A 19,023-nucleotide genomic window follows, 5' to 3' on the forward strand; every position below is an offset into this window, starting at 1 on the left:
ATTCACGATGACGCACGCTTTGAAGACGGCGATGATCTTCGCCGCCGGCCGCGGCGAACGCATGCGCCCGCTCACCGATACCTGTCCGAAGCCGCTGCTCGAAGCAGGCGGCAAGCCGCTCATCGTCTGGCAGATCGAGCGGCTTGCGGCGGCGGGCGTGCGGACCATCGTCATCAATCACGCATGGCTCGGCGCGCAGATCGAAGCCGCGCTCGGCGACGGATCGCGCTGGGGCGTCGATCTGCGCTTCTCGCCGGAAACCGAAGCGCTGGAAACGGCGGGCGGGATCGCGCAGGCGCTCGACCTGCTCGGATCGGGCGTGTTCATCGCGGTGAGCGGCGACGTGTTCTGCGACTTCGACTTCGCCAGCTTGCGGCATCGCGCCGAAACGCTCGCCGCGCAAAACGCGCCCGGCATGCATCTCGTCATGGTGCCGAATCCGCCGTTTCACGCGAAAGGCGACTTCGCGCTGATCGACGGCAAGCTCGCGCTCGACGGCGCGCCGCGCTACACGTTCGGCAACATCGGCCTGTACGACACGCGCATGTTCCGCGATCTCGCGCCCGGCACGCGGCGGGCGCTGACGCCGTACTATCGCGAGACCATCGAAGACGGACGCGCGAGCGGCGAGCTTTACGAAGGCCGATGGGAAAACGTCGGCATGCCGGCGCAACTCCACGCGCTCGATCTGGAACTGCGCCAGCGCTGACGCGTGCGCGGCCCGGATTGGGACGCATCCGATGGTAAAATGCGCGGTTCTCCCGTCTTTTCCTCCCAGCCGCAAGCGGCGCCGACACGTCACCATGTCCGATACCCGTCCCGATACCCTCTTCGCGCTCACCGCGCTTTCGCCACTCGACGGCCGTTACGCCGCCAAGACCGAAGCCCTGCGTGACTGGCTTTCCGAAGCCGCTTTCATGCGCCATCGCGTGACGGTCGAGATTCACTGGCTGATCGCGTTGTCGCGCGCCGGTTTCGCCGAAGTCCCGCGCTTCTCGGAGGCATCCGAGCAATTCCTGCTAAGCCTGGCCGAGCGCTTCACCGCGCACGACGCCGCGCGCATCAAGGACATCGAGCGCGTCACGAATCACGACGTGAAGGCGGTCGAATACTGGCTCAAGGAATCGGTCAAGGGCCAGCCGGAACTGGAGCGCGCGAGCGAGTTCATCCACTTCGCGTGCACGTCCGAGGACATCAACAACACGTCGCACGGGCTGATGCTCGCGGGCGCGCGCGAACACGTCATGCTGCCGGCGCTGCGTTCGGTGCACGAGCGCCTCGTCAAGCTGGCGCACGCGCACGCCGAACAGCCGATGCTCTCGCGCACGCACGGCCAGCCCGCCAGCCCGACGACGCTCGGCAAGGAAATCGCGAATGTCGCGGCGCGTCTGTCGCGCGCGATCGAGCGCATCGAGAAGATCGAATTGCTCGGCAAGATGAACGGCGCGGTCGGCAACTTCAACGCGCATCTGTCGGCGTATCCGGAATTTGACTGGGAAGCGTTCTCGAAGGATGTCGTCGAAAACCGCCTCAAGCTGACGTTCAATCCGTACACCATCCAGATCGAGCCGCACGATTACATGGCCGAACTGTTCGATGCCGTCGCGCGCGCGAACACCATCCTGCTCGACCTCGACCGCGACGTGTGGGGCTACATTTCGCTCGGCTACTTCAAGCAGCGCACGAAGGCGGGCGAGATCGGTTCGTCGACGATGCCGCACAAGGTCAATCCGATCGACTTCGAGAATTCGGAAGGCAACCTCGGCCTCGCGAACGCGACGCTGCGCCATCTCGCCGACAAGCTGCCGATTTCCCGCTGGCAGCGCGACCTGACGGATTCGACGGTGCTGCGCAATATCGGCGTGGCGTTCGGCTATTCGCTGCTCGCCTACGACGCGCTCATTCGCGGCCTCGACAAGCTCGAAGTGAACGCGGCGCGCCTGAACGAAGATCTCGACAATTGCTGGGAAGTGCTCGCGGAGCCGGTTCAGACGGTGATGCGCCGTTATGGCATCGAGAATCCGTACGAGCAATTGAAGGAACTGACGCGCGGCAAGGGCATCACGCGCGACGCGCTGCAGACGTTCATCAACGGCCTCGCGATTCCGGCCGACGCGAAGCAACTGCTGCTCGACATGACGCCGGCCACGTATATCGGCAAGGCGGTGGAGCTGGCGAAGCGCATCGGCTGAACGCGGTTTGTGCGTCGCATGAAGAAAAGCCCCGAATTTCGGGGCTTTTTCTTTTATCGCGTCTTCAGCTTCTCGATCACGTTATCGACGATCTGCTCCGGCGTCAGCTCGATGCTCTCCGTGATCGCCTCGTCTTCGCCCGGTTCTTCGAGCGTGTCGAGCTGGCTCTGCAGCAGCGACGGATCGAAGAAATGGCCGGTGCGATGCCCGAGGCGTTCGCGCAGCACGTCCATCGAGCCTTTGAGATAGACGAAGCACACGTCCTTGTCGCCGTCGCGCAGCACGTCGCGGTACGAGCGCTTCAGCGACGAACACGTGAACACGGCCGTTTCGCCCGCGCGCTGCTTTTCCTCGATGGCCGCGCGGATGGTTTTGAGCCACGGCCAGCGGTCCTCGTCCGTCAACGGAATGCCGTGATGCATCTTTTCCTTGTTGGCGGCACTGTGGAACGCGTCGCCGTCGGTGAACGGACAGTGCAGCCGCTCGGCCAGCAATTCGCCGATCAGCGATTTGCCCGCGCCCGATACGCCCATTGCGATCAGAATCATCGAAGTCTCCTTACAGAACCGCTGCGAGCACGAAGGTCAGGCCGAGGCCCATCAGCGAAATGATCGTTTCGAGCAATGACCACGTCTTGAACGTCTGACCGACGGTCATCCCGAAGTACTCCTTGATCAGCCAGAAGCCGCCGTCGTTCACGTGCGAGAAAATCAGCGAACCCGAACCGGTCGCGAGCACGAGCAATTCCGGCTTGATGTTGCCGCCGGCCGCGGCCGCGATCGGCGCGACGATACCGCAAGCGGTGGTCATCGCCACCGTGGCGGAACCGGTCGCAAGACGGATCAGCGCCGCGACGAACCAGCCGAGCAGCAGCGGCGACAGGCTCGCCTGCGTCGCGGTCGCGACGATCTGCTGCGAAATGCCGCTGTCGCGCAGCACCTGGCCGAAGCCGCCGCCCGCGCCGACGATCAGCGTGATCCCCGCGATCGGCGCAAGACACTCGCCGCAGAACTTCTGAATCTGATCGCGATTGAAGCCCTGCTTCGCGCCGAACGTCCAGAAACTGACGAGCACGGCGATCAACAGCGCCATATCCGATTGACCGATGAAACGCAGCAGATCGTTCGGCAGCGTCTTCGGCGCGAAGACGAGATCGGCCCAGCTTCCGATGAGCATCAGAATGACCGGCAGCAGGATGGTGAACAGCGTGATGCCGAAGCCCGGCAGTTCACGGTTCTTTTGCGTATCGCCATGCTTTTGCACGAACTGCTCGGCGAGCGCGTTGGCGTCCGGCAGCTTGATGTACTTGTGGATCATCAGCGCGAAAAGCGGTCCGGCGACGATTGCCGTCGGAACGCCGACGATCAACCCGTACGCGATCGTCTTGCCGATATCCGCGTGATACGCCTGCACCGCGAGCAGCGCGGCCGGGTGCGGCGGAATCAGGCCGTGCACGACGGACAGGCCGGCGACCATCGGCAGGCCGATCAGCAAGAGCGATTTGCCCGTGCGGCGCGCGACGTTGAAGGCAATGGGAATCAGCAGCACGAAGCCGACTTCGAAGAACACCGGCAAGCCGACGATGATCGCGACGATCATCATCGCCCAATGAATGTTCTTCTCGCCGAACAGATTGATCAGCGTATTGGCGATGCGCTCGGCACCGCCGGATTCGGCCATCATCTTGCCGAGCATCGTGCCCAAACCGACGACGACGGCAATGTGACCGAGCGTGTTGCCGTTGCCGGTTTCGAATGCCTTGACGATCTTGTCCATCGGCATGCCGACCGCGAGGCCGAGCAGGACAGACACGATCATCAGGACGAGGAACGGATAAACCTTGTAACGCGCGATCATCAGGATCAGAACTGCGATCGCGATCACCGCGTAGAGCAGCAGCATGCTCCCGTGGACGGCCGGCATGACGCCTCCTTGATTTTGTTGAGGTTATTTGCGCTATGCGTGCGTTTGCCGTCGCTGCCTGCTTAAAAGCGCAATGTCCGGCAAGCGCGCACACGGCGCGGAGAAATCGGAATTTTACTGGTAAGCCGCAGTTGGGTGTCTGCAGGCTGCCTCTAAGGAGACTAGGGACTTACTCGGGCGCGTTCGAGAAGACGAAAAAACCGCGCGCAGAAAAGGAAAAGCCGGCGTTCGATGAACACCGGCTTCAATTCATTGCTGGCCTGAAGAAGGACGCTGCGCTTACGACGCGCACCTGAACGTGATCTCTCGCGGATTGCGATTTTGATCGCCTGGCGCGCCGTCGATCGCTTGCGCCGACACCACCTGACGTTCTTTGCAAACCTGAGCGGCGGCCGCCAAGCAGGACTTCTGCGATTCGAAGAGGCCCGAGCACGTCACGCGGTACGCATCCGGCTGGCCGGCGATACTCACCTTGCGGGATGTGTACGTCACGCCGGTATCGGTCGAGCACGCAGCGAGCAAAAGCACGAACGCGCCGACGGCACTGATTGATTTGAACATCACGAATTCCTGTTGCAACAAAAAACGGACCGGGCGATCGCGGACATCTGCGACCGCCCGGTCCGTGAGCGTGAGCGTCAGCTCAGCTCCCCCTGGTCAGCTCAGCCCACCCTGCTTACCAGCGATACGACGCGTTCGCGCCATACACCGTGCCGTTGCGGCTCGTGCCCGCTCCGGCCTTCAGCACCAGGTTCTGCGTCACGCGCAGGTTCACCGCGACCGCAGCGGCCGCATAGCCCTGATACGAGGCGCCGCCCACACCGACCGACATCGTCTTGTCCTGATCGATGTTCGGGACCATCGCCATGGCCGTCGCCGCCGCGATACCAGAGTAGGCATTGCGCGCGACACCGTTGACTGCGCCTTGCATCGCACCGACTTGCTGATCCGTGTAGCTGTTGGCCGACGATACCGCGTCGTTCAACTGGTTCACGTTGACCATGTCGGTGTCCTGCGTACCGGCCGCGACGTTGGTGATCTGACGTTCGCTGCCGGCCGCGCCCACGGAGACCGTCTGCGCACGATCCGACACCGAGCCTGCGCCCAGCGCGACGGAGTTGTCGGCGTCTGGCCGTCGAGGTGGATGTCGACAACGAGCTGATACCGGTGGACAGCGAACTCGCGCCCGTGGACAGCGAGCTGATGCCGGTCGAGGTCGAAGTCGACAGCGAGCTCACGCCGGTGGACACCGTGGGCCAGCGCTTCAGCTCCCAGGGCAACTGATCGGTGATCGGCACCGACGTCGTATTGACGAGCACCGTGCTCGCCACGTTTGGACACCGATTCAGTGCTTCGGCAAGAAAAACCGCGTTTTGCTTGATGCCATTATTCCAGAGCGTTTCGGCGGCATGATGCAGGCCGATGGTGATCCCTACACGCAGCTTCTTCATCGCCCCGCACTCCGTTGTTCCGTTTGAGTCAATTCATTCATGTTGGTCATGTCCTCGCGCAGACGGCCTCGAGCGCTTCGGTATAAACGCGGACGTTGTCCTCGTTCTCAGGATCGAGTTTTCGGATGAGCGCATTCGCCTTCGCGCGATAGCTGTCGAGATTCGCGTCGTGCGTCTCGAAGGCACGGCGCAGCGCGCGCCCGCCCTCTTCGCAATCGAAATCGTGATAGCGATATCCGCAGTCGCCAATCAAATGCGAATTGTGTATCAGCGGATATCCGCCATGAAGCGCTTCGTAGTACACATAATTCTGCGCGTTCTCCCACTGGTGACTGACAACCGCATCCACCGAAGCCGGAACGATTTGCGCAAACGGATAACGTCCCTCGAAGAAGCCCATGCCGTGCTTGACGATATCCAGACTTTGCGCGAAGCCCACGAACGCCGGATGCTCTTTCAGCTTGTTGGTGTTATAAGCCCACATGCGTTCGATCATGTCCGGATTCTCGCGATGCGCCATTTCGCAGCAAAGCATCGGGATATAACTGGTCTTGACCATGCAGACATTCGGCTCGAACAGGCCGATACGCCAGCGCCGGCGGCCCGGCTGATAGCCGAACTTCTGCCCTTCGGGCAGTTTCGCGGCTTCGCGCTCGAGCACGACGGGGCTCCACAAATGCGGCATCAGCTTGACGGGCGCGCGAAACAGCGTCTCGAAGTACGGTTTGCAACTGCTTTCGTATTCGGGCAGCGTCCAGACTTCATCGTAGGGCGCACCTGAAATCAACAACGCGTGTTGCAAATTGAAAACCATACGTTCGATGTCGATCACATAATCGTTACCCACGCGCATCGTGATTATCTTGCCGCCGCGCTCGCGGAACTTCACCGCCCATTCGCGGCCGAGCTGCGCGCTCATTTCGATCATCACATCGAGTCTCGACATGGCGGTTTCCATGTCGATCAACGGAACGGGCGAATCCGACAGAAAGCGCTTCGCGTCCTCGGGGCCGCCATCGCCGCCGCCCGTCACGAGGTACGTCGACTTCACGCGCGGTGAACGCAGCAGCAGCATCACGAGGTAAAGGCAGTTCTGAAAAATGCCGTTTTCCCAAAGCGATTGCTCGCCCTTTCGGATAAAGATCGAGACGCCGACATTGAGCCGCTCGGGCATGCGGGATTGAGTGTGCTTGTTCATACGCGGAGCTTCGCCTCGTTGTGCTTGAACAGGTTCAGCAACCGGTCGGCGAATGCGTCGAGGTTGGCCTGATTGAAAGGATTAACCGCGTCGATGACCCGCTGCGCCCGCGCGCGATAATCCGCCAGGGATGAATCGTGCTCACGCGCCGCCACCAGCAATTGACGTCCGCCTTCTTGCGCGTCGAAACCCGGATAGTAGTAACCGGCGTCGCGCATCCACGGCGAGTTATGAATCAACGGATAACCGCCATACAAAACGTCGAGATACAAATAGTTTTGGTCGTTTCCCCATTGATGCGAAACGACGGCATCGGAGAACTGTGCCATGAAACCGGCAATATCGTTGCGCCCGTGAAATATCGCCTTGCCCGCTTTCACGATATCGAGCGAATTCGCCAGGTGATTCAGCGTCGGGTGATCCTTCATGTGCAGCGTGTTGAGCGCATGCATTGCAGACACACTGCATTGATCGGCGCGATATGCCTCTTCGCAAATCAGCATCGGAATGCTGGAGGTTTTGACGACGGAGATATTCGGCTCGAAAATAGCCACGCGAAAACCCTGCGGCTTTTGTTCCGGCGCCATCGATGCATCGCTTCGCGGCTGATAGCCGTATTGCAAGCCATGCTCGTTCACTTCAGCGATGCGTTGTTCGAGAAACTGCGGATGCCAGATAAACGGAATCAGATGCACGTCGCAACGGTGAAGGCTGCGCATCAACGGAACGGAAAGACGGTCTTTCGGCATCAGCCAGATTTCGTCGTAACGATCCGGCCGCATGACATGCACCGGTTTCTCGAATATCGGCGCCTCGATAAGCCCGACATAAGGCTGGCCGCAGCAGTAATAGACCACTTTCTTGCCGCGGGCGCGCATGAGGTCGAGCCATTGCGTATCCAGCGCGCCGCCCATTTCGAACACGACGTCCACCGCGTCGGCGGCATCTTTCGTGCGCATGATGCGCAGGCCCTTGGCGTTCATATCGACTTGCGGCGGCAGGACGTGCTGGTCACCGACGTCGATAAGCGAAATCGATTCGACGAAAGGCAGCTTTTGCAACGCCTCAGCGAAAAAAATCACATTCTGGCCGAGTCCGTTCTGCCAGATGTTCTGCCCTTCATGGGTAACGATTGAGATCCCGATTCGAATAGTCACCGGATTGATTTCCCGAATTAACTGAATTGCGCCTCACGACAACAAATGCACGCGCGCTTTCAGTTGACGCTCCCGACCGAGCGTGTGCGCGATGCAAGAGGTGAATCCCGATGCGCTCTCGCGCTGCGGCTGCGTGCGTCATGAGACGGTACGCAATTAAATATATAGAAGAACGATGAAAATTCCCAGCAAACGGGGATTTAATGAGACTGGTCTTATCGCTCAGTTGAATCGGATAATTCTTATTCGACTATCCAATTCAGCGTTTTCTTATTTTATTTCTTAACGCGATTCCGGCTCGAATGATGCCGTTCTAGAATTACGGGGAAAAGCGGGGATGCTGGACCGCGCGAGAACCGCGCGGCCCGATGGAAAAAGCGCGCGGTGAGGACCGCGCGCCGGTGGTGCTTACTTGAGCTGCGCCAGTTCGCTTGCAGCGCGTGCGAGCCGCGTGACTTCTTCCCAGTTCTGCGCGGTCAGCGCGGCCTTCGGCGTCAACCACGAACCGCCGACGCACACCACGTTCGGCTGCGCCAGAAAATTCGATGCCGTCTCGGCCGTGATGCCGCCGGTCGGACAGAACTTGAGGTTCGGAAACGGACCGTAGAAAGCCTGAAGCATCGGAATGCCGCCCGCCTGTTGCGCCGGGAAGAACTTGACGATCTCATAGCCGAGTTCTAGCGCGTTGATGATGTCGCTCGGCGTCATCACGCCCGGCAACAGCGGAAGTCCGGCGTCCTGCGCGGCCTTGTGCATGTCCTTCGTGAGACCCGGCGACACGCCGAACTGGGCGCCCGCCTTCTTCGCCTGCTCGCAGTGCTCGGGCTTCGTGATGGTGCCGACGCCCACCACGATGTCTTCCGCAAGCTGACTCGCCCGCTCTATGGCCGCGATCCCGGCCGCCGTGCGCAGCGTGATTTCCAGCACCTTCACGCCGCCGGCGTGCAGCGCGCGCGATACGTGTTCGCCCTGCTCCACCGAATCGAAAGCCAGGACCGGGATCACCGGTCCGAGACGCACGATTTCGCTTACTGTTTTCATTTGATGCGACTCCTGTTTTTTGTGCGGCGACTTCGCGTCGGTCCGCGGGTTCGTGTCAGGTTCGACCGCTCGTGTCCGTCTCGGCTTCACGCCGATGCATGCGCGTGCGAGGCATCGCGTGCGGCGTGGCGATCGTGGGCTGCCGCCGCGCCGATCATCGCACCGAACACGGACGCGCCCTGTTCCGCCGGCAATGCCGCGCTACGGAACACGCCGAACAGTTCGCGCCCGAAGCCCGCTTCGTTGTCCGCCTGATTCGCCGGCGCTTGCACTTCGCGGGACGCCCATTCCTTCGCGTCGATGTCGATATCGAGCACGCCCGCCGGCGCGTCGATCACGAGCATGTCGCCCGTGCGCACCTTGCCGAGCGGCCCTTGCAGCAGCGCTTCGGGCGAAACGTGAATGACCGCCGGCACCTTGCCGGACGCGCCGGACATGCGGCCATCGGTCACGAGCGCGACGTGAAAGCCCTGATCCTGCAACACGCCGAGAAGCGGCGTCAACCGATGCAGCTCCGGCATCCCGTTCGCGCGCGCGCCCTGAAAGCGCACGACCGCGACGAAATCGCGCTTCAGCTCGCCCTTGTCGAACGCTTCCTGCACTTCTTCCTGCGAATTGAACACGATGGCCGGCGCCTTCACCACGCGATGCTCCGGCGCGACCGCCGAAATCTTGATGACGCCGCGCCCGAGCTTGCCCTGCATCAGACGCAGGCCGCCGTCCGGCTGGAACGGCTCGCGAATGCCGCGCAGCACCTTCGTGTCGTGACTTTCGGCGGCGCCGTCGACCCACTGCAGCTTGCCGTCGATGAGCTTCGGCTCCTTCGTGTAGTGCGACAGCCCGCGACCGGCGACCGTCTGCACGTCCTCGTGCAGCAAGCCGCCTTCCAGCAGATTGCGCACGAGGAACGCGACGCCGCCCGCCGCGTGAAAATGGTTCACGTCGGCCTTGCCGTTCGGATAGATCTTCGCGAGCAGCGGCACGACTTGCGACAGCTCGTCGAAATCGTTCCAGTCGATGACGATGCCCGCCGCGCGCGCGATCGCCACCAGATGCAGCGTGTGATTGGTCGATCCGCCCGTCGCGAGCAGCGCGACGATGCCGTTCACGATCGCCTTTTCATCGACGATATGGCCGATCGGCGTGTAATTGCCGCGCTCGACGGTGATGTCGAGCACGCGGCGCGCGGCTTCGGCGGTGAGCGCATCGCGCAGCGGCGTGTGCGGATGCACGAAGGCCGCGCTCGGTAGATGCAGGCCCATCACTTCCATCAGCATTTGATTGCTGTTCGCGGTGCCGTAGAACGTGCAGGTGCCGTGGCCGTGATATGCGGCGGCTTCGGCTTCGAGCAGCGCGCCGCGATCGCACTTGCCCGTCGCGAATTCCTGGCGGACCTTGGCTTTTTCGTCGTTGGTGAGGCCGCTCGTCATCGGGCCGGCCGGGACGAAGATGGTCGGCAGATGCCCGAATTGCAGCGCGCCGATGGCGAGTCCCGGCACGATCTTGTCGCAGACGCCGAGACACAATGCCGCGTCGAACATGTTGTGCGTGAGCGCGACGGCCGTGCTCATCGCGATGACCTCGCGCGAGAACAGCGACAGCTCCATGCCCGCGTTGCCCTGCGTGATGCCGTCGCACATGGCCGGCACGCCGCCCGCGAATTGCGCGACGCCGCCGTGTTCGCGCGCCGCCTGCTTGATGATGTCCGGGAAGCTCTTGTACGGTGCGTGCGCCGAAAGCATTTCGTTATACGACGACACAATGCCGATGTTCGGCTCGCGCACCGCCTTGATCGCGAACTTCTCCTGGCCTTCGAGACCGGCGAAGCCATGCGCGAGGTTCGCGCACGAAAGCGCGCCGCGGGCCGGGAATTTGTCGTGCGCGGCATCGATGCGCGCCAGATAAGCCGCGCGCGTCGGCTTGCTGCGTTCGATCACGCGGTCGGTGACCTTCTTCAAATGCGAATGCGGGGAAACCATCGAAGCTCCTTCGTCTCACTCCGGCGCGCCTGCCGTCGTTTGGGGTTGGACATCGTGAGGAACGGCGGCTGCGTCGTTATCGTGTCGTTGGCCGTTTCGCGCATATTAGTAGAAAAACTACACGATTTCAACGACGCATCTCGCGTATATTGTTAAGCATGCGCCTACCTTGATGTCTTGCGGCACGCGCGTTTCAGGGAAATCCCTTAGAAACATCAAAGTCTGCTTGTAGTATTTGTACAAGTCCGTTCATCGGCTATAGTCCCAGCAATTTCCAGCATAGGCGAGTTTTCCGATGTTGCTGTCCCAAGTCGAAGCCATGCGCGAGCAATTGCGCCCATCCGAGCGCAAGCTGGCCGATTACGTGCTCGAAGCGCCGCGCGAAGTGCTCGACCTGTCGATGACCGATTTCGCCGCGCGAGCCGGCGTCAGCCAGCCGACCATCGCGCGGTTCTGTCAGGCGCTCGGTTTCTCAGGTTTCCGCGAATTCAAGATCCGCCTGGCGCAAAGTGTCGCAGCGGACGTGCCCACCGTTTATCGCGACGTGCGCAGCGACGAGCCCGCCGCCGGCGTCGCGGCGAAGGTGCTCGACCGGACCATCGGCGCGCTGATCGCCGTGCGCAACAGCCTGTCGTCGGACAGCGTGGCGGCGGCGATCGCGATTCTTTCAGATGCGCGCCGCATCGAGTTCTACGGCGCGGGCGGCTCGGGCATCGCCGCGCTCGACATGCAGCACAAGTTCTTCCGGCTCGGCGTGCCGTCCGTGGCGTACGCCGATCCGCACACCTACACGACCTCGGCGGCGTTGCTGCGCGAAGGCGATGTCGTCGTCGCCATATCGAACACGGGCCGCACGAAGGACATTCTCGACGCGTGCAAGTCGGCGCTGAACGGCGGTGCGAAGGTCATCGCGATCACGCACGGCAACTCGCCGCTCGCGCGCATGGCGACGGTCGGGCTTTTTGCAAACGTCGATGAAGACACGGACATTTTTTCGCCGATGACGTCGCGGGTCTCGCATCTCGCGATCGGCGACATTCTGGCGGTGGGACTGGCGCTGGCGCGCGGGCCGGAGCTGGCGGAAAAGCTGGCGGAAGCGAAGGACGTGTTGGAAGCGCGCCGCGTGGGAACGTGAGCGGCGCGCGGTGCGCACCGGCTCACGCGGAGAACGTCAGAACGGTTTGATGACGACGAGCAGCGTCGCGCCGAGCAAGCCGAGCACCGGAAGCTCGTTGAACATGCGATACCACTTGTCCGAGCGCGTGTTTTCGCCGCGCTGGAACGTGCGCAAGAGGCGCCCGCAATACGCGTGATAAATGATGAGCAGCACGACGATGCCGAGCTTCGCGTGCAGCCAGCCCTGCCCGCGCCCGATGCCGACGACGAGCCACAGCCACAGCCCGCACGCGAGCGCCGGCACGGCGATGAACGTCATGAAGCGAAAGAGCTTGCGCGCCATCAGCAAGAGACGTTGGATGGCGGCGGCGTCCTTTTCCATCGCCAGATTGACGAAAATGCGCGGCAGATAGAACAGCCCCGCAAACCACGACGCGATCAGCACGATATGCAGCGATTTGATCCAGAGCATCGCGCGCCTTATTGACGCACTTCGCCGTGGCCGAGCACGACATATTTCAGCGATGTCAGCCCTTCCAGCCCGACCGGCCCGCGCGCGTGCAGCTTGTCGTTGGAAATGCCGATTTCCGCGCCGAGACCGAATTCGAAGCCGTCGGCGAAGCGCGTCGATGCGTTGACCATGACGCTCGCGGAATCGACTTCGCGCAGGAAGCGCATCGCGCGGTCGTGATCTTCGGTGACGATCGCGTCCGTGTGATGCGACCCGTACGCATTGATGTGCTCGATCGCCTCGTGCATGTCGCCGACGATCTTCACCGCGAGCACCGGCGCGAGATATTCGGTGCTCCAGTCGGCTTCGGTGGCGTCCACGAGCGAGCCGATGTTCGCCGCTTCCAGCACCGCGCGCGCTTCGGCGTCCACGCGCAATTCCACGTCCTTCGCCCGGAACGCGTGAGCGAGCACCGGCAGCGCGTCGTTGGCGATGCCGCGCGCGACGAGCAGCGTTTCCATCGTGTTGCACGTGCCGTAGCGATGCGTCTTCGAGTTGTCGCAGATCGCCGCCGCTTTCGCGAGATCCGCGCGGTCGTCAACGTACACGTGGCAGATGCCGTCGAGATGCTTGATCATCGGCACGCGCGATTCTTCCATCAGCCGCGCGATCAGGCTCTTGCCGCCGCGCGGCACGATCACGTCGACGAATTCGGTCATGGTGATGAGCTTGCCGACCGCCGCGCGATCCGCCGTCTCGACCACCTGCACCGCGTCCTGCGGCAAGCCGGCGGCCGTCAACCCTTCACCGATCAGCTTCGCGAGCGCCGTGTTGCATTCGAGCGCTTCCGATCCGCCGCGCAGAATGGTCGCGTTGCCGGACTTGAGACAGAGCGCGGCGGCGTCGATGGTCACGTTGGGCCGCGATTCGTAGATGATGCCGATCACGCCGAGCGGCACGCGCATCTGCCCGACCTGAATGCCCGTCGGCCGGTACTTCAGCCCGCTGATCTCGCCGATCGGATCGGCGAGCGATGCCACTTGCCGCAAGCCTTCCACCATCGTGTTCAGCGCCTTGTCCGAGAGCGTGAGACGGTCGATGAACGCCGCGTCGTGCCCCTTCTCGCGCGCGCGTGCGAGGTCGCGCCCGTTCGCGGCCTTCAGCGTGTCGCGCTCGCGCTCGATTGCATTCGCCACCGCGACGAGCGCCGCGTTCTTGGCCGCCGTCGACGCCCGCGCCATGGCGCGCGACGCCACACGGGCGCGTCGGCCGAGGTCGGTCATGTATTGGTCGATGTTCATCTGGGTCATTCCGTCTGCCGGTTCCGCGCTGGTCGGCGCGGCGTCGCTGAAGCGTGGCGTCAGCGCGATGAAGAAGCGCGCCCGGGCGCAAAGGCCGGACGCTGAAACAATCATTCTAAGCCGTGACGCGCTTCAGCGACGCGGTCGCGCAGGCGCGGCGGCCGCTTTCGACGCCGGCTTGCCTTGCGCCACGGCCATCGCCAGTTCGAACATGCCGGCCCACGGATCGGGCGGCGGTTCGCTGCCGCGTGTGCCCGCGCTGCCCGACAGCCCCTTGACTTGCCGATCCAGCCGCGCCGCCAGCGACAGCGCCTTTTCGAGCGCCTCTTCCGTCACGCGCGAAAGCGCCGGGCCGATGAGCCGTTCGCGCGGCCCCCACACGCGGTTCTCGCGCAAAAGCGTGGCGAGCGGCTTGCCGGACGCGACGCCGCGCTTGATGCGCAACAGCGTCCGCACTTCGTCGACGAGCGCCCACAGGACCAGCACCGCCGCCTCGCCTTCGCCCTTGAGGCCGTCGAGCATGCGCGACAAGCGCCCGACATCGCCGGTCAGCATCGCCTCGTTGAGCTTGAACACGTCGTAGCGCGCGACGTTCAGCACGGCGTCGTGGATTTGCTCGAAACTCAGCACGCCCGCCGGATACAGCAGCCCGAGCTTCTGAATTTCCTGATGCGCCGCGAGCAGGTTTCCTTCCACTCGTTCCGCGATGAACACCAGCGCGCGCCGCCCTTCCTCGCCCGGCTCGACGCGTTGCCCTTGCAGCGATAACCGCTGATTGACCCACATCGGCAATTGCGCGCGCTCGACCGGATCGATCTTCAGCGCGACGCCCGGCCCGGTGAGCGCGGTGAACCACGCGGATTTCTGCGTCGCCGAATCGAGGCGCGGCAGCGTGACGAGCGTGACGACGTCGGGGTTGTCGGCGGCGGCGAGCGTCTTCAAAGCTTCCGCCCCTTCCTTGCCCGGCTTGCCTGTGGGAATGCGCAACTCTATGAGCTGACGGTCGCCGAACAGCGACATCGACTGCGTCGCACCGATGAGCGCGCTCCAGTCGAAGCCGCGCTCCACGGTGAACACCGTGCGGTCGGTGAAACCGACCGCGCGTGCCGTCGCCCGGATGCGGTCGCACGCTTCCTGCGCGAGCAGATGCTCGTCGCCATACACGACGTACAGCCCTTTCAGGCCTTTGGCGAGGTGCGCTTCGAGCGCATCGAGCTTCAGTTGCATGATGACGGATGGACCTTGACCGCTAGCCGCCCGCGATCAGAGCGGCGGCGTGGGCAGCGGCGCACGCGGCGCGATGCCCGGCGCCTGCTCGCCCGGCGACGGATGCAGCGAGCGCACGACCGCGAGCCGGCGCGTCAACTGATCCACGGCGTCGAGACGCATGTCGTTGTAGAGGAGCGTCGCTTCCTGCGACTTCCCGAGCGTGTACTGGTTGCTGTACGTCATCGCGCGGTTCAGCGCGATCACGCTTTGCGGGATCAGCACCGTTCCGTCCGCGCCGATCAGCGAATAGGCGAGGCTGTACGTCAGCTCGTATTCCTGCACGACGCCCTGCGAATTCAGGCTCAGCGTGCTCAGACCCTGCCCTTCGGAAAGAATGAGCGTGGCGTCCGGCTTTTCCCATGCCTTGACGATGACCGTGTCGCTGCCGCCCTGCACCATGCGCTCGAGGCGCGCGACCATCTGCGGCACGCCGCCCGAGACCGCGAGCCGCTTGAACGCGTAGTCCTGCTGGCCGCGCAACTGGAAGCCGCATGCGGACAGCGCGACCGCGCCGCCGAGAAGCGCCAGAAAGGAACGCCTGCGCATGCCGGCTCGCGGCGTCGTGGTTTCGCTACGTTTCTTCACGGCTTGTCCGGTCACACTCACTCCCTTGGCCTCTGCCATCAAACGACGACGTTCACGAGACGCCCCGGCACCACGACGATCTTCTTCGGCGCGCGGCCTTCCGCGAACTTCTCGAACATCTCGTGCGCGATTGCCGCCTTCTCGATGTCCTCGCGCGATGCATCCTTCGGCACCGTCAGCGCGCCGCGCACCTTGCCGTTCACCTGAAGCACGAGTTCGATTTCGGATTGTTCGAGCGCGGCTTCATCGACCTTCGGCCAGGGCGCGTCGAGCAACGGTCCGAATTCGCCCTCGTAGCCGAGTTCCGACCACAACTGGAAGGTGACGTGCGGCACCACCGGATACAGCACGCGCAGCAGCACGCCGAAGGTTTCGTTCAGCACGCCTTCGCCCGCGTTCTTCGCGCCTTCGATCGCGTTCAGCATCTTCATCGCGGCGGACACGACCGTGTTGTACTGCAGGCGGCCGTAGTCGAAATCCGCTTGCTTGAGCACGGTGTAGATTTCGCGGCGCAGCGCCTTGTCGGCGTCGTTGAGCTTCGATGCATCGAGCTTGCCGTGCTGACGCAGCGCTTGTGCGTTGTCGTGGCCGAAGTGCCAGACGCGGCGCAGGAAGCGGCTCGCGCCTTCGACGCCCGCGCCCGACCATTCGAGCGACTGCTCCGGCGGCGCCGCGAACATCACGAAGAGACGCGCGGTGTCCGCACCGTACTGATCGATCAGCGTCTGCGGATCGACGCCATTGTTCTTCGACTTCGACATCTTCTCGACGCCGCCGAGCACGACCGGCTGGCCGTCCGCGTTGAGCGTCGCGCCGATCGGGCGGCCCTTGTCGTCGTGCGATACGGTCACGTCGAGCGGGTTGTACCAGGTCTTCTTGCCGCTCGCGTCTTCGCGATAGAACGTCTCGTTGAGCACCATGCCCTGCGTGAGCAGGTTCTTCGCCGGCTCGCCGAACTTGACGAGGCCCATGTCGCGCATGACCTTGGTCCAGAACCGCGAGTACAACAGGTGAAGAATGGCGTGCTCGATACCGCCGATGTACTGGTCCATCGGCATCCAGTAATCGGTGCGCTCGTCGACCATCGTCTGCGCGTCCGGCGCGGTGTAGCGCGAGAAGTACCAGGACGAATCGACGAAGGTGTCCATCGTGTCGGTTTCGCGCTTCGCCGCCGCGCCGCACTTCGGGCACGTGCAGTTCAGGAATGCTTCGGACTTCGCGAGCGGATTGCCCGTGCCGTCCGGCACGAGGTCTTCCGGCAGCACGACGGGCAGGTCCTTTTCGGGCACCGGCACGTCGCCGCAGCTCGGGCAATGGATGATGGGAATCGGCGTGCCCCAGTAGCGCTGGCGCGAAATGCCCCAGTCGCGCAGACGCCACGTGACTTGCTTGTCGCCGAAGCCCTTTTCCTTCAGGTCGGCGGCGATCGCGTCGATGGCTTCGTCGGTGGTCATGCCATCGTACTTGCCGCTGTTGATGAGACGGCCCGCGCTCTTGTCGCCGTACCACTCTTCCCACGCGTCGGTCGAATACGTCTTGCCTTCGACTGCGATGACCTGCCTGATCGGCAAACCGTATTTCTTCGCGAACGCGAAGTCGCGCTCGTCGTGCGCCGGCACGCCCATCACCGCGCCTTCGCCGTAGGACATCAGCACGTAATTGCCGATCCACACTTCGACTTGCGCGCCCGTCAGCGGATGCGTGATGAAGAAGCCGGTCGGCATGCCCTTCTTTTCCATCGTGGCGACATCCGCTTCCGCGACGCCGCCGCGCTTGCATTCTTCGATGAACGCCTGAAGGTCCGCGTTGTCTCGCGCGAGACGCGTGGCGAGCGGATGTTCCGCCGCGATCGCCGCGAACGTGACGCCCATGATGGTGTCGGCGCGCGTGGTGAAGACGCGCAAGAGCTTCGATTCGCCGTCGATCTCATACGGGAAGCCGAAGTTCACGCCGAAGCTCTTGCCGATCCAGTTCTGCTGCATGATCTTCACGCGCTCGGGCCAGCCGAGGCCTTCCAGATCGTCGAGAAGTTGATCCGCGTAATCGGTGATGCGCAGGTAATACATCGGGATCTCGCGCTTTTCCACGAGCGCGCCGGAGCGCCAGCCGCGCCCGTCGATGACTTGCTCGTTCGCGAGCACGGTCTGGTCGACCGGGTCCCAGTTCACCGTGCCGGTCTTCTTGTACGCGATGCCCTTTTCCAGCATCTTGAGGAACAGCCACTGGTTCCACTTGTAGTACTCGGGCGAGCACGTGGCGACTTCACGCGACCAGTCGATGGCGAGGCCCATCGACTGCATCTGCTTCTTCATGTACGCGATGTTGTCGTAGGTCCACTTCGCGGGCGGCACGCCGTTCGCCATCGCGGCGTTCTCGGCGGGCATGCCGAACGCGTCCCAGCCCATCGGCATCAGCGTGTTGTGGCCGTTCATGCGCAGATAACGGTACATCACGTCGTTGATGGTGTAGTTGCGCACGTGACCCATGTGCAGCTTGCCCGACGGATACGGCAGCATCGAGACGCAATAGAACTTGGGTTTAGTCGACGTCTCGGTCGTCCGGTAGACGTCGTTCGCGCGCCAGTTGCTCTGCGCGGCGGATTCGACGTCGGCGGGTACGTATTTATCGTGCATGGTGTGGTGTCTGGCTTGGAGCAAATGCTGGGAACGGACCTCGGAACCTACACGGCTGCGCACGCACTCACGCGTGGCCTTCGCTTTCAACTTCGGTCTCTCGTCGGGAATGCGACCTGCCCGAACATGCAGGCGCACCGGACGGGCAAAGGGCGATTATACCGTTGTGTCCGTCCGTGCTGGCGCGCGGGACTTCGGGCAATTTCCCGTGGCGAGCGCGCGTTTTCACGGAAATTAACGTATCGGACGAGCGATGGATACTCGGCCGTTCGGCATAGTCATTTCGCGCGTTGCGGCGGTGCACCTGGCGCGACCGGCTGCGTGACGAACCCGATTTTCTCGATGCCCGCCTGCTGCGCCGCGCCCATCACCTGCGCGACGACCTCGTAGCGTGTTCCGCTCGACGCCCGCAAATGCAGTTCCGGCTTCTCCGCCGCCTTCGCAGCCGCCGAGAAGCGCGTGCGCATATCGTCGGCGGTGACGGGCGTGTCGTTCCAGTAGAGCTTGCCGGCGTCGTCGATGGAAAGTGTGATGGTCTGCGGCGTCTCGCGCGCGGCCTGCGACGAAACCTTCGGCAAGTCGAGCCGGATCGCGTGCGTGAATAGCGGCGCGGTGATGATGAAGATGACGAGCAGCACGAGCATGACGTCGATGAGCGGCGTCATGTTGATGTCGGCCATCGGCTGGCCGTTGGGTTTGTTGTCGAGTCCGCCGAAGGCCATTGCGC

Annotated in this window: 17 protein-coding genes and 1 pseudogene; 3 read left to right on the forward strand and 15 right to left on the reverse strand. The window is 63.1% G+C overall.

Annotated elements, in window-relative coordinates:
* The first annotated feature begins 7 nt into the window (after positions 1–7).
* Together murU and purB are read left to right on the forward strand one after the other, a co-directional pair.
* The gene (murU, locus tag AWB72_RS19805; RefSeq protein ID WP_087128579.1) at positions 8–709 is read left to right on the forward strand and encodes an N-acetylmuramate alpha-1-phosphate uridylyltransferase MurU; all 702 of its coding nucleotides are present in this window, start codon (positions 8–10) and stop codon (positions 707–709) included.
* Positions 710–803: 94 nt separating this feature from the next.
* Positions 804–2,192 (forward strand): adenylosuccinate lyase, encoded by a 1,389-nt coding sequence (purB, locus tag AWB72_RS19810; protein ID WP_167550970.1) that lies wholly within the window; start codon positions 804–806, stop codon positions 2,190–2,192.
* Between the two features lie 53 nt (positions 2,193–2,245).
* Here purB and AWB72_RS19815 read toward each other — a convergent pair whose 3' ends face one another.
* The 9 genes and pseudogenes from AWB72_RS19815 to edd form a co-directional block, all read right to left on the reverse strand.
* Complete coding sequence (locus tag AWB72_RS19815) at positions 2,246–2,740, reverse strand: gluconokinase (RefSeq protein ID WP_040051163.1); 495 nt, start codon at positions 2,738–2,740, stop codon at positions 2,246–2,248.
* A 10-nt stretch (positions 2,741–2,750) separates the two neighbouring features.
* Positions 2,751–4,115 (reverse strand): GntP family permease, encoded by a 1,365-nt coding sequence (locus AWB72_RS19820; protein ID WP_087128582.1) that lies wholly within the window; start codon positions 4,113–4,115, stop codon positions 2,751–2,753.
* A 279-nt stretch (positions 4,116–4,394) separates the two neighbouring features.
* Positions 4,395–4,676 carry a hypothetical protein gene (locus AWB72_RS19825; protein ID WP_143754652.1) on the reverse strand — a complete coding sequence of 94 codons (282 nt, stop codon included), beginning with the start codon at positions 4,674–4,676 and terminating at the stop codon, positions 4,395–4,397.
* A 115-nt stretch (positions 4,677–4,791) separates the two neighbouring features.
* Complete coding sequence (locus tag AWB72_RS19830; protein ID WP_087128585.1) at positions 4,792–5,208, reverse strand: YadA-like family protein; 417 nt, start codon at positions 5,206–5,208, stop codon at positions 4,792–4,794.
* Between the two features lie 151 nt (positions 5,209–5,359).
* Positions 5,360–5,566 (reverse strand): annotated as a pseudogene (locus AWB72_RS19835) (DUF2827 family protein); the annotation flags it as partial.
* Positions 5,567–5,612: 46 nt separating this feature from the next.
* On the reverse strand, positions 5,613–6,764 hold the full coding sequence (locus AWB72_RS19840) for a DUF2827 domain-containing protein (RefSeq protein ID WP_087128586.1): 1,152 nt from the start codon (positions 6,762–6,764) through the stop codon (positions 5,613–5,615).
* On the reverse strand, positions 6,761–7,921 hold the full coding sequence (locus AWB72_RS19845) for a DUF2827 domain-containing protein (RefSeq protein WP_342065950.1): 1,161 nt from the start codon (positions 7,919–7,921) through the stop codon (positions 6,761–6,763). Before AWB72_RS19845 ends, AWB72_RS19840 begins: the two co-directional genes overlap by 4 nt.
* 408 nt (positions 7,922–8,329) lie before the next feature.
* Positions 8,330–8,962 carry a bifunctional 4-hydroxy-2-oxoglutarate aldolase/2-dehydro-3-deoxy-phosphogluconate aldolase gene (gene eda / locus AWB72_RS19850; protein ID WP_040051168.1) on the reverse strand — a complete coding sequence of 211 codons (633 nt, stop codon included), beginning with the start codon at positions 8,960–8,962 and terminating at the stop codon, positions 8,330–8,332.
* Between the two features lie 86 nt (positions 8,963–9,048).
* Positions 9,049–10,941, reverse strand: coding sequence for a phosphogluconate dehydratase (gene edd / locus AWB72_RS19855; protein ID WP_087128588.1), 1,893 nt, complete (start codon positions 10,939–10,941; stop codon positions 9,049–9,051).
* A 295-nt stretch (positions 10,942–11,236) separates the two neighbouring features.
* Between edd and AWB72_RS19860 the strand changes: the two genes are divergently transcribed.
* Positions 11,237–12,076 carry a MurR/RpiR family transcriptional regulator gene (locus AWB72_RS19860; protein WP_087128589.1) on the forward strand — a complete coding sequence of 280 codons (840 nt, stop codon included), beginning with the start codon at positions 11,237–11,239 and terminating at the stop codon, positions 12,074–12,076.
* Positions 12,077–12,112: 36 nt separating this feature from the next.
* On the opposite strand, the gene AWB72_RS19865 is transcribed toward AWB72_RS19860, so the two are convergent.
* The 6 genes from AWB72_RS19865 to AWB72_RS19890 all read right to left on the reverse strand — a co-directional run bounded on the left by AWB72_RS19865 (position 12,113) and on the right by AWB72_RS19890 (position 19,018).
* The gene (locus AWB72_RS19865; RefSeq protein ID WP_087128591.1) at positions 12,113–12,529 is read right to left on the reverse strand and encodes a CopD family protein; all 417 of its coding nucleotides are present in this window, start codon (positions 12,527–12,529) and stop codon (positions 12,113–12,115) included.
* 8 nt (positions 12,530–12,537) lie between these two features.
* The gene (locus AWB72_RS19870) at positions 12,538–13,809 is read right to left on the reverse strand and encodes a glutamate-5-semialdehyde dehydrogenase (RefSeq protein ID WP_087128649.1); all 1,272 of its coding nucleotides are present in this window, start codon (positions 13,807–13,809) and stop codon (positions 12,538–12,540) included.
* 132 nt (positions 13,810–13,941) lie between these two features.
* Complete coding sequence (gene holA / locus AWB72_RS19875; RefSeq protein WP_087128592.1) at positions 13,942–15,036, reverse strand: DNA polymerase III subunit delta; 1,095 nt, start codon at positions 15,034–15,036, stop codon at positions 13,942–13,944.
* Between the two features lie 36 nt (positions 15,037–15,072).
* Positions 15,073–15,624, reverse strand: a complete 552-nt coding sequence (locus AWB72_RS19880; RefSeq protein ID WP_167550971.1) for an LPS-assembly lipoprotein LptE — start codon at positions 15,622–15,624, stop codon at positions 15,073–15,075.
* A 77-nt stretch (positions 15,625–15,701) separates the two neighbouring features.
* Positions 15,702–18,296: a leucine--tRNA ligase gene (gene leuS, locus AWB72_RS19885; protein WP_087128595.1), complete on the reverse strand. Its 2,595-nt coding sequence runs from the start codon at positions 18,294–18,296 to the stop codon at positions 15,702–15,704.
* Positions 18,297–18,574: 278 nt separating this feature from the next.
* A complete protein-coding gene (locus AWB72_RS19890; RefSeq protein ID WP_087128597.1) occupies positions 18,575–19,018 on the reverse strand; it encodes an ExbD/TolR family protein in 444 nt (147 codons plus the stop codon).
* Between the last annotated feature and the right edge of the window lie 5 nt (positions 19,019–19,023).

This window comes from Caballeronia concitans, from assembly GCF_001544615.1.
Lineage (GTDB): Bacteria > Pseudomonadota > Gammaproteobacteria > Burkholderiales > Burkholderiaceae > Caballeronia > Caballeronia concitans.